Source organism: Allocoleopsis sp. (assembly GCF_036703385.1).
In the GTDB taxonomy this organism is placed as follows: Bacteria; Cyanobacteriota; Cyanobacteriia; order Cyanobacteriales; family Coleofasciculaceae; genus Allocoleopsis.
In genome coordinates, this window is record NZ_DATNPA010000136.1 from 1 (window position 1) to 10486 (window position 10486).

Genomic DNA, 10486 nt, shown 5'->3' on the forward strand with positions numbered 1-10486 from the left:
TTCCAAAGGCTGGATTGTATCCTATTGGCTCCAGCATTGCTCTCACTCCGAGGAGAGATGATATTTTGACAGAAAGACATGCAACGAAAGGTTCAGCAACTCCAACTATGCCTGCTCATGCCCCAGCGATTCTCGCCCTCGATTTTGACGGCGTTCTGTGTGACGGACTACTTGAGTATTTCCAGACGTCCTGGCGTACTTATTGCCAAATCTGGAAACCCAGCAACCAGACACCACCTGATGACTTAGCCCCCCAGTTCTACCGCTTGCGACCTGTAGTAGAAATCGGTTGGGAAATGCCTGTTTTACTAAGGGCGCTGGTGCTAGGCATCTGTGAACAAACGATTTTGCACGACTGGCCAAAGCTGGCGAAATCCCTAATTGAAACCGAAAAGTTAGACTCTGCTGATATCGGTAACAAAGTAGATGCTGTCCGGGATGAGTGGATTGCCACCGATTTAGAGAGCTGGCTGGGCTTACACCGATTCTATCCTGGTGTAATTGAGCGGCTTTCTAGAACGTTGTCCGCAATAGAGACATCCCCTGAAGAGCCAATCACCCAACTATTTATCGTTACCACAAAAGAAGGACGCTTCGTCAAGCAGCTTCTACAGCAACAATCGATTGAACTGCCTGAGGAGAGGATTATTGGCAAAGAGTGCAAATGTCCCAAACACCAAACCTTACGGCAATTGATAGAGGCGTCTCCTGGTCAAGCAGCAGCACTCTGGTTTGTAGAAGACCGACTGAAAACCTTACAATCTGTACAACAGCAATCCGACCTCACACCGGTGAAACTTTACTTAGCGGATTGGGGCTACAACACGACAGCTCAACAAGAATCTGCCCGGAATGACTCAAGAATTCAAGTGTTGTCTTTGGCAGAGTTTGCTCAGGATTTTTCAGTTTGGCCGAATTAGGTTGAAAGTTAGTAGGTTGAAGGTTATTAGGTTGAAAATTATCAGGTAATCGGAAAAAATTTCAACTTTCAGCTGTTCCCCCAAACCTTCAACTTTCAACCTTGCAACCTTTAACTGTTTTGCGCAATGTTAGATTTAACAAAACTTGCAGGGCAAATCCCTGGCATCAGTCAGCATTTAAAAGTGGAGGCGGCGGTGAGTCGCCAACGCTTGGAACTGGGTCAGAAACTGCTATTGCAGACTTTGGCACAGCAGGACGAACTGGTGAAGCGGCAACAGCAATGGCGCGATCGCATGACGTTCACGGCAGCTACACCCGTTGAACCCCTGGATACTCGCATTGACCTCAATTCCGCTCCAGAAAGTCACACCGTCTTCGCCACCGATGGGTCTCAAATTGCCCCCTCTCACCACGAAATCGCCTACTGTTATCTGATTAATGTGGGTCGGGTGATGTTGCACTACGGGCAGAGTTTGTATCCCTTGTTGGATAGCTTGCCTGAAGTATTTTACCGACCGGAAGATTTGTATGTTTCACGGCAGTGGGGCATTCGTACCGAGGAATGGATGGGGCATCGGCGCACGGTTTCAGAGGCAACCATGTTGGCAGAAATGGCGTGCCGTTGGGTGAATCCACCAGGCCCCCACTTTGATATCCCCAATCTGGCGATGGTGGATGGTTCGCTGATCTACTGGTTTTTGGAGGGGATGCCGGGGGACGCACGCGATCGCATTTTGCCCCCCATTCTAGATGCCTGGAATCAACTGCGCTCCGTTAACGTTCCCCTGTTAGGATACTTGAGTGCCTCTCGTAGCCTGGAAGCCTTAAACTTCCTGCGACTGCAAGCTTGTCCTCACCCGGCTCCCGATTGCATCACCCACTGCGCTAGCATCATTGACAAGTTACCCTGTCAGATTGTTGACCCCTTGCGTGATGCGGCATTCTGGGCAACCTTGTTAAATCCTGGACAACGTAGCCCCCTGTTTCGCAGTTCTGCCCGGATTCTAGACTTGTACGGCGATCACCGCATTTACTTCTGCTATGTCCACGTTGGCACAGAAGTGGCTCGGATTGAAGTTCCTCAATGGGTTGCCGAGAATTCGGCCTTACTGCATCAAGCCCTCAGCTTGACCCTAGCACAGGTAAACAAAGGCTTTGGTTATCCGGTTGCCCTGGCAGAGGCACACAATCAAGCCGTTGTACGAGGAGGCGATCGCGCTCGTTTCTTTGCTCTATTAGAGCAACAAATGATTCGTGCAGGCTTAAGAAATGTAGGAACTTCTTACAAGGAAGCCCGCAAGCGTGGCAGTATCAGTTGAAGATAAGCGTTAGTATCTTAGAGACGCAACGGAGTACTCTTCACTATGGCAGACGTTGTCGGAATTCTCTTTAAACGAAGCACCGTTATCAAGCAAACCACTGGTGACTCCAGCCAAGTTCCCAGCAACCAACGGCTGAATGTTCCAGTGGGCACTTTTCTGATTCTTCAGTCCTACTCAGACCCCTCTAACAACACTAATCATTACAAATTCACCCTAAAAAATCTTCAATTCAAGGGCTACAATACCTGGTATGCGTATGCTCCCGATGTCCAAGTCACTCAGCAACCGCTCCATCCTGTACAGACTCTTGGTGAGGTTGTCTCCAAACAAACCGAAAAAAATGTAGCTAAAATTCTAGTTGACAAAAAAACCGTTCCTGCACAAGGCAGTTTCCTGAAACTGGTTTTTAACGTCGATACAATTATCAAACGAAAACCCGTTGATGCTCAATTTCTCAATGACGATTCTAAACAGACAATCCCCGCAGGTACACAATTAGTTCTTGCTACTGACAAACCGGATGCTAACAATGTTGTTAAGTTTCCGATTGAGGATAGTCACGTCAAAGTTACATTCACAGACGTTGAATTTAAGGGTTTTAACAAGGATTGGTATGTCTTTATGAATCATTCAGGAATTCAACGACTCGGTTAAAGCTGGAGAGCTGATTGATACAGCACAAGTAAATATTGAATCTGTAGGGTGCGTTACACTTCGTTAACGCACCGTCTTTGTAGCAGTTTCCTCAATGCGTGCTACAAACAATTTTCTTATAACAAGTTGTTCATGAGCGATTGCGTTCGTGAAGGTGACAAGAAACACTAGAAGCTAGAATTCGATCAGCATAAGGGTTTCAGAAAGTGTTTCTTAGAAGTTGCATTCAAAGGTATAACTCTCTCTTTCTCTTACCTCGGTGCCCTCAGTACCTCTGTGGTTTGTTAAATTCTACTAAGAAGTGCAACTCATTATTATTCCCCCAAGGCATCGGGGGGTTAGGGGGTAAAAGTGTAGCACTATTTAATGAAATTGGTATTAGCTTTATAGATGACTTCTGAGGCGCGTTACCATACCCTCCTAAAAATCTGAATCTTCTTCAAGTGTCTCAATCAACAAATCCATCTGTTGCTGCCGTTCTTGTAGAAAAACCTCGCACTGACGCAGGTATTTCACAGCAGCAGCAAATTGATCAAAAACTTCAGTGAGTTCCAATTCACCAGCTTCTATCTGTCTAATAATAGTTTCGACGCGTTCAACAGTTACCTCATACTTCCAGGTATCAGGGGGAGGAGTGTCAGCTTTATTTGAACCAATGGCACCAATGGGGTCAATCATAAGAGCCTTGACAGCAGGTTGGGATTAACTTCTTACAATTTGTTTTACAATGAATTTGACACTCTTAGGGTGACAAAAAAACTAACTTCATTGCAAGAAGCACTACTTGTACGGTAGACCATGCCTACTCTACTTTAAAGCATCTCGGTAAACCTTTGCATTGAGAGACTCTCCCGTACAAAACCCTGCTGAACAGGTATCAGTCTCTGTCAAACTTGAAAGCTTCCCTTACCTCAGCGGGCTCATTGAGAGCAATTGTTTCAGGCGCGACTGCCGGATTAATACCAATTTCCTCTGGATCTAAGGTGGAGCGGTTGGTGTAGGCTAAATCCTGTGGATCGACGGTGTCTTTGAGAGCAGATTCCCCTTGAGCCCGCTCCTTTTCTGGGTTGATAGACGGTTTTTTTTCCTCAGAACTCTGATCACTCATATCGTTTGGTCTCAAACTCGCTGAATTACACATTTCAGCTTAAATGTACTTTTGGTAGGACACACACTATCAAAGGGCAGAGTTGAAGGAATGTGAAATTTCTAGATTAAAGACTACGCCTAATTGTTTGCAAGCCAAAAATAAAAACTATGCCCTCTCCTAAAAGGTGAGTCTTGACTTCTATTCTCAACAGGAGAAGCGAGCGCTCCTCATCTTAGTCGGTTAAGGGCAAGAGTTGCATAAGTGGCAACGCTCTAGAGATAAGTAGAAAAACTACCTAAGTCGATGTGTTCTCAAACAAGTCAGTCGAAAACTCAGGTAGTCGCCTGTCTCAGTAGATATTGACAAGTTAAGGCAACACCATGCTGCAAACCGAGCAAGTTTTAGGGGAGCGTTATCAACTACGGCAACAGTTGGGAAATAATGCCGGTCGTCAAACCTGGTTAGCTACAGATATCAAGGCATCTCCAGCCAAACCCGTCATTGTTAAGTTGCTGGCGTTCAGTCCTCAAATGCAGTGGGAGGAGTTCAAGCTGTTTGAGCGAGAAGCTCAAGTTCTCAAAAGTCTCAACCATCCTCGCCTTCCCAAGTATCGGGATTATTTTTCTCTAGATCGGGACATGGGCAAGGGCTTATGCTGGTTTGCTTTGGTGCAGGACTATATTCCAGGTCAATCTCTGCAACAACTGCTTGATGAGGGTAGGCGTTTTACGGAAGAGCAGGTGCGATCGCTTGCTACCCAAGTCCTCGAAATTCTAACTTACTTACATGGGTTAAATCCCCCCGTACTGCACCGAGATATCAAACCCAGCAATCTAATTTGGGGAGAAGACGAGCAAGTTTATCTAGTAGATTTTGGTGCGGTAGCTGACCCAACTGCTGTTGAGGGAGCAACATTCACAGTAGTTGGTACTGCTGGTTATGCACCGTTGGAACAGTTCTATGGAAAGGCAGTTCCCGCATCAGATTTGTATGCATTGGGAGCGACTTTAATTCATTTATTGACTGGTACAGCTCCCGCCGATTTACCTCAGAGTAATTTACGCATACAATTTCGCGATAAGGTTAGTCTCAATCCCAGTTTTCTTCGTTGGATTGAATCGCTCGTACAATCCGATTTAGACCGACGCTTTAGTTCAGCGATTCAAGCCCTTGAAGCACTTCTCAGTGGCTTTTCTCTACAAAAGAGCCATAAACCTGCTAGCAGCCGCGTTCGTCTGAAAAAGTCTCTACAGAAGCTGATTATTAAAATTCCTAGACGCCGGATATTAATTGGGAACTATGTTAAATTCATTGTGAAATTGATGCTGGTAGTGGGAGTGAGGCTATTTTTATTATTGCCAAATCTCATGGGTCTAATAATTTCCTTATGGATTATTTATGGAGTTCTGTCTGGGGAATTAGTAAAACCAGCCATAATTGCTTCTATTGTTTTAATTATTTTAATTAGATTGTCTTGGGAAAGAAATAAACAAGAAATAGCGAGTTTATTAGCGGATTTAAATGAAGTAATTGAGCAGTATTTCGGGCTTCGTTCCGTTCGGTTATTCAGACCTAAATTTGCTATTGAGCCACCCCTACTCTTGCGCTTTGGCGATAAACGTTACCGAGTGCAACCAATTTCAGACATTGAAACTATTGATCTGGTTCCCTTGGAGGGGATAGTTATCGAGACGGGAAAATATCGATACGTACTGGGCCAGGGCTTAACTGAACCTGAACGGGAATGGTTAGTGCAAGAAATTCAAGACTGGCTTTCGCAAGGGTAAAGGATGCAATTAGCGAGAGCTGGTGTTCTTAGGCGATCGCATGAGAGCGCTGCCCTTTGGGCAATCGCGCAACAACTAACAACTAATAACCAACTACCAAAAACTCACCATGCTGCACACTGAACAGATTCTACAAGAGCGTTATCAACTCAAACAACAGCTAGGAAAAAATGTCAGCCGTCAAACCTGGCTGGCTCTTGATTTAGCAGTAGAACCCAGAGAGTCTGTAATCGTCAAGTTGCTGCCATTTAGCCCACAGACGCACTGGGATGACTTAAAGTTATTCGAGCGAGAGGCTCAAGTCCTCAAACATCTCAACCATCCTCGAATTCCCCGATATCGTGATTATTTTGCCGTTGACAAGGAAGCAGGCGGCGGCTTGCCTTGGTTTGCCTTAGTACAAGACTATATTGCAGGCTCATCCTTGCAGCAGCTATTAACAGGTGGCTTGCGTTTTACACAGGCACAGGCAAAAGAAATCGCTGCCCAACTGCTGAACATCCTAGTTTATCTGCACGAGTTGAGTCCGCCAGTACTGCATCGCGATATCAAACCCAGCAACATTATCCAAGACTCGGATGGGCAAATCTATTTGGTGGATTTTGGGGCAGTTCAAGAAAAAGCTAAGGCAGAGGGAGTCACTTTCACAGTAGTCGGGACTGGGGGTTATGCCCCACCGGAACAATTGTGGGGACGCGCCGTGAGTGCAAGTGACTTGTATGCATTGGGTGCAACTGTGATTCATTTGTTAACGGGCACTTCCCCAGCTAACTTACCCCAGCACCGGATGCGCCTGCAATTTCAGGATAAAGTCACCCTTACTCCTAGTTTCGCTCACTGGCTGGAAAAGCTAACTGACCCAGCGCCAGAACGTCGCTTCTCTCAGGCGAGGCAAGCCCTCTCGGCTTTGCAAAGCGAAGATAGCACTAACCTAGGAACTACCCGAAAAGTAGGTTTTGGTCGTATCGGAGGCTTAGCGTTACTGCAATATGCGGCTGTGTTTGTTTGCATCATTGCTTTGCCTGCGTTTGCGGCTTACCGCTACATCAATGAAGGCAAGCTCAATCTTGGAGCAATGAGTCGTGCCCAGATGGCCTACTATCTAGAATGGCAAACATTTTCCGAGTCCGTTGAGCAGCTAGGTGTTGGTATTAAAAATCCCTCAGAAAACTACGAATATTCAATTGATGCCACTCCCTTTGCAGTAATTCAGTATGCAACTCCTCGCAAGAAGAAGCTCAAGGGCTACGTCGCGGTTCTCTTCCCGATAGTACAACTCGACGGTAGAATGCATTGTGAAGAGTGGATAAAAGGACTCGTTTGCGAAACACAATCTCCTGGTACGACGCGCCCTGCCGCTCCAATTGTGAGAGATAATTTCGTAAAATGCGCTCCCAATACCAAACTACTTAACGGCGACAAACCTATCCCAATTACAAAAGTGGGGTCACCAAAGCCTGAGTATTTTAACGATGATAATTGGTATGCCCTTTATGATAATACAGCATTAGCCTATAAGGCGTTGAGTTATGCTGCGGCAGGTGAGTACGACCAAGCCCTAAAAGTAGCCCACAGCATCAAAGATGACTCTAGCAAAAAGATGGCATTGGAGGCGAGCGCTCGTTATAAAAAATCACACTAAGACAGCGTCCGCAAGCCAATCCATCGCTTTTTTATTGTTGTCTAATTAACTATTAGACTCAAGCCCGCTGCGGAAAATTCCTAATATTTTTCCTACATTACTCAGAAAATACTCATTTAAGTCAATTTCAATCACTTGCCCTTCTAGTCTCATGAATTTCCAGATACTTCCCGTGGTAACAGCTCCATAAATTCTTTTCACTTCATTGCCTTTACGTTCATTAAATAACTGAGCTGCCACCATTTCAGCCATGCATTGACCTAATCCAGATTGAATATTATCATTTTTGGCTTCTACAACAGCAAACACTGGTGCTTCAATCAATAGCTGTTCCGGCGATCGGCTGATTAAAAAGTCGCAAAACCCAGTTAAGCCTTTTTCAAGGTCAACATTAAATTCTTTACCAGAGAATAAACTGATCGGCTCCGGAGATTGTTTTTTTATTTCAAATAAAATCGGTGCAATAATAAATTCAGACCGAGCTTTTTCCGTATCGATCGATAGTGCTAAAGGAACATATTCATGAAGCGTTTGAGCAAAGAAATTGCTATACTCTACCTCTGGTATATTAGAGAAAATTCCAAACCTTTCAGAAATATTTATTCCAAAATTTGTTTTGATGAGTTCTATGCTAAATTGGCTGTATGACATTTAATGTAAGCTCTCTAAATAGGGTTTAATGTTTTGTTGAGACAGAAGCAGAATAAATCTGTTACTAGTCCAGAATTTCTGTCACGTTAACTTTAACTTGACCCTCTCCTAGCTGAATCTGTAGTTCCTGTCCGGGGAATAAATTACTAGCCGATCGCGCAATCATTCCGTTTTCCATTCGCACCACCGCATAACCGCGTTTCAGAACATTCTCTGGGTCAAGGGTTGCTAGCTTTTGCCTGAGAAATTCACAATGCTGGCTAGCTTGACTTAGACGCCGTGATGTGGATTGAATTAATTGCTGACGCTTGTGTGCGATCGCTTTTTGTTCATCTCTCAGTTGTCGCTTAAGCGGTAAGCGTTGCAATCGGTCTTTGAAATGTTGCAGTTGCTTGTTGGAGGCTTGCAATACTTGATGTAGGGCGTTATTAAGAGCCTGTTGCCGCTGTTGGTGTTCGGCATAAAGCGTCGCCAGTTCAGGAACGGCTAATTCTGCTGCTGCTGTAGGTGTGTGAGCACAGACATCCGCCACCAAGTCAGCTAACGATTCATCGCGTTGATGACCAATCCCAGTGAGTACGGGAATCGAGCATTGTGCGATCGCTCTGATCACCCGTTCATCATTAAAGCAAGCCAAATCCTCTGAGGCTCCACCTCCTCGCGATACAATCACCAGTTGCGCCCTACCATCCTGCTCAACTCGCTCAATCGCTTCCACAATTGAGGCGGGGGCCAATTCTCCCTGTACCTGCGCGGGCGATAACAATACCCGCAAACCGGGATACCGATGCCGAAGTGTGCGTTGAATATCCCCCCAGGCAGCGGCTTGTGGCGAAGTAACAACGGCAACAATCTGAGGATGAGTGGGGAGCGATCGCTTCCGTTGTTGATCCAATAAACCTTCTGCCTTCAGTCGATTTCGTAACTGACGATAACGCAACGCCTGCAACCCCTCACCGGCTGGCAATGCCTGCCAAATTGTTAACTGATACTGTCCGCGTTGTGGATAAACTCGGATACTGCCTAAAATAATCAACTGCTCACCCGGTATCGGCAACTGCACCAGCTTACCGAGTTGGCTAGTCCAGACGACACACTGAATCGACGCCTTAGAATCCGGGTCTTGGAGTGTGAAAAATATTCCACTCCGATGTTGGTTCGCACTAGAGACTTCCCCGATCACCCAAACCTGCCGCAGTTGGTTATCCTGCTCTAATAATTCCTGGATGTAGTCGGTTAATCCTGTAACCGATAGAGCGGCCTCTGGTATCAGTGTTCCATTAAAATCTAAAGTCATATTTTTTACTTTTAAACTGCGGGAATTACTGAGACTCCGAAAAACCGGGAGCCGACTAAGCGATCAACCCGGTTTGACCCACATCAATGGCCTATCGTTGGCTCGCGAATCTCTCAAGTTGCTCAATTAGTAAGCAGGAGACTCAGCAAGCCAACAAAATTGGCAACCTGTATTACAGCCCCGTTGCTTGCTAAAAGATATTATATTGACCAGGTATAAAAAACCCTGATACTGGGCAGGTAAATGTGCCAAAATGACTGTAAATACAGGTTTTGAGCATCTTATAGAATGATAAACTCGCCTTCAACTCTTCCTGGCTGAGCGTTAAAATATGAGAACACTTGAACTGTAATTTCCAACACATCCTAGTCCCCCGTTGTTGAGGCATTAATGGCTACCCAAATCACAAACAGTCCCGACAAGGAAAAAGCCCTGAACTTGGTGCTAAACCAGATTGAGCGCACCTTTGGCAAAGGCTCCATTATGCGTTTGGGAGATGCCACTCGCATGAAGGTGGAGACTATCTCCACGGGCGCAATTACGTTGGATTTAGCTTTGGGCGGTGGCTTACCGAAAGGGCGCGTTATTGAAATTTATGGCCCCGAAAGTTCTGGTAAGACCACTTTAGCCTTACATGCGGTGGCAGAAGTGCAGAAAGCTGGAGGCGTTGCCGCATTTGTCGATGCTGAACATGCCCTAGACCCCACCTACTCAGCAGCTTTAGGCGTTGACATCGCCAACCTCTTGGTTTCGCAACCGGACAACGGCGAAGCTGCACTGGAAATTGTCGATCAGCTCGTGCGCTCTTCGGCTGTGGATATCGTGATTATCGACTCTGTCGCTGCTTTAGTGCCGCGTGCGGAAATTGAAGGCGAAATGGGCGATAACCAAGTTGGTTTACAGGCGCGTTTGATGAGCAAAGCGCTGCGTAAAGTCGCCGGTAACATTGGAAAATCAGGCTGTACAGTGATTTTCCTCAACCAGCTTCGACAAAAAATTGGCGTCACCTATGGTAGTCCAGAAGTGACTACAGGTGGTAATGCCCTCAAGTTCTATGCTTCGGTTCGGCTAGATATTCGTCGGATTCAAACCCTAAAGAAGGGGAGTGAAGGCGAATACGGC

General features: G+C 45.9%; 10 protein-coding genes. 6 read left to right on the forward strand and 4 right to left on the reverse strand.

The features are described 5' to 3' along the window. Window positions 1-107: 107 nt before the first annotated feature. The 3 genes from V6C93_RS06755 to V6C93_RS06765 all read left to right on the forward strand — a co-directional run bounded on the left by V6C93_RS06755 (window position 108) and on the right by V6C93_RS06765 (window position 2897). On the forward strand, window positions 108-920 hold the full coding sequence (locus tag V6C93_RS06755; protein WP_349262633.1) for an HAD family hydrolase: 813 nt from the start codon (window positions 108-110) through the stop codon (window positions 918-920). A 126-nt stretch (window positions 921-1046) separates the two neighbouring features. After that, window positions 1047-2240, forward strand: coding sequence for a DNA double-strand break repair nuclease NurA (locus V6C93_RS06760; RefSeq protein WP_333475891.1), 1194 nt, complete (start codon window positions 1047-1049; stop codon window positions 2238-2240). A gap of 45 nt (window positions 2241-2285) precedes the next feature. Next, entirely contained in the window at window positions 2286-2897 is a 612-nt protein-coding gene (locus V6C93_RS06765; protein ID WP_333475892.1) for a hypothetical protein, read from the forward strand. Between the two features lie 420 nt (window positions 2898-3317). Here the strand turns inward: V6C93_RS06765 and xseB are convergent, their stop codons facing one another. Both xseB and V6C93_RS06775 read right to left on the reverse strand, forming a co-directional pair. After that, complete coding sequence (xseB, locus tag V6C93_RS06770; protein ID WP_333475893.1) at window positions 3318-3575, reverse strand: exodeoxyribonuclease VII small subunit; 258 nt, start codon at window positions 3573-3575, stop codon at window positions 3318-3320. Window positions 3576-3774: 199 nt separating this feature from the next. Beyond that, window positions 3775-4005: a hypothetical protein gene (locus V6C93_RS06775; RefSeq protein WP_333475894.1), complete on the reverse strand. Its 231-nt coding sequence runs from the start codon at window positions 4003-4005 to the stop codon at window positions 3775-3777. Between the two features lie 362 nt (window positions 4006-4367). Between V6C93_RS06775 and V6C93_RS06780 the strand changes: the two genes are divergently transcribed. Both V6C93_RS06780 and V6C93_RS06785 read left to right on the forward strand, forming a co-directional pair. After that, the gene (locus V6C93_RS06780) at window positions 4368-5774 is read left to right on the forward strand and encodes a serine/threonine-protein kinase (protein ID WP_333475895.1); all 1407 of its coding nucleotides are present in this window, start codon (window positions 4368-4370) and stop codon (window positions 5772-5774) included. A 109-nt stretch (window positions 5775-5883) separates the two neighbouring features. After that, complete coding sequence (locus tag V6C93_RS06785) at window positions 5884-7416, forward strand: protein kinase domain-containing protein (protein ID WP_333475896.1); 1533 nt, start codon at window positions 5884-5886, stop codon at window positions 7414-7416. A gap of 45 nt (window positions 7417-7461) precedes the next feature. On the opposite strand, the gene V6C93_RS06790 is transcribed toward V6C93_RS06785, so the two are convergent. Further along, complete coding sequence (locus V6C93_RS06790) at window positions 7462-8067, reverse strand: hypothetical protein (RefSeq protein ID WP_333475897.1); 606 nt, start codon at window positions 8065-8067, stop codon at window positions 7462-7464. Between the two features lie 64 nt (window positions 8068-8131). Continuing rightward, complete coding sequence (gene xseA, locus V6C93_RS06795; protein WP_333475898.1) at window positions 8132-9364, reverse strand: exodeoxyribonuclease VII large subunit; 1233 nt, start codon at window positions 9362-9364, stop codon at window positions 8132-8134. 390 nt (window positions 9365-9754) lie between these two features. Here xseA and recA point away from each other — a divergent pair. Beyond that, the coding region (recA, locus tag V6C93_RS06800) for a recombinase RecA (RefSeq protein WP_333475899.1) at window positions 9755-10486 on the forward strand (732 nt) is incomplete at its 3' end.

What these genes read in the sequence shown, in the direction of transcription:
- V6C93_RS06755 (WP_349262633.1), top strand. Translation starts at nt 108, where the DNA reads ATGCCTGCTCATGCCCCAGCGATTCTCGCCCTCGATTTTGACGGCGTT.
- V6C93_RS06760 (WP_333475891.1), top strand. Translation starts at nt 1,047, where the DNA reads ATGTTAGATTTAACAAAACTTGCAGGGCAAATCCCTGGCATCAGTCAG.
- V6C93_RS06765 (WP_333475892.1), top strand. Translation starts at nt 2,286, where the DNA reads ATGGCAGACGTTGTCGGAATTCTCTTTAAACGAAGCACCGTTATCAAG.
- xseB (WP_333475893.1), bottom strand. Translation starts at nt 3,575, where the DNA reads ATGATTGACCCCATTGGTGCCATTGGTTCAAATAAAGCTGACACTCCT.
- V6C93_RS06775 (WP_333475894.1), bottom strand. Translation starts at nt 4,005, where the DNA reads ATGAGTGATCAGAGTTCTGAGGAAAAAAAACCGTCTATCAACCCAGAA.
- V6C93_RS06780 (WP_333475895.1), top strand. Translation starts at nt 4,368, where the DNA reads ATGCTGCAAACCGAGCAAGTTTTAGGGGAGCGTTATCAACTACGGCAA.
- V6C93_RS06785 (WP_333475896.1), top strand. Translation starts at nt 5,884, where the DNA reads ATGCTGCACACTGAACAGATTCTACAAGAGCGTTATCAACTCAAACAA.
- V6C93_RS06790 (WP_333475897.1), bottom strand. Translation starts at nt 8,067, where the DNA reads ATGTCATACAGCCAATTTAGCATAGAACTCATCAAAACAAATTTTGGA.
- xseA (WP_333475898.1), bottom strand. Translation starts at nt 9,364, where the DNA reads ATGACTTTAGATTTTAATGGAACACTGATACCAGAGGCCGCTCTATCG.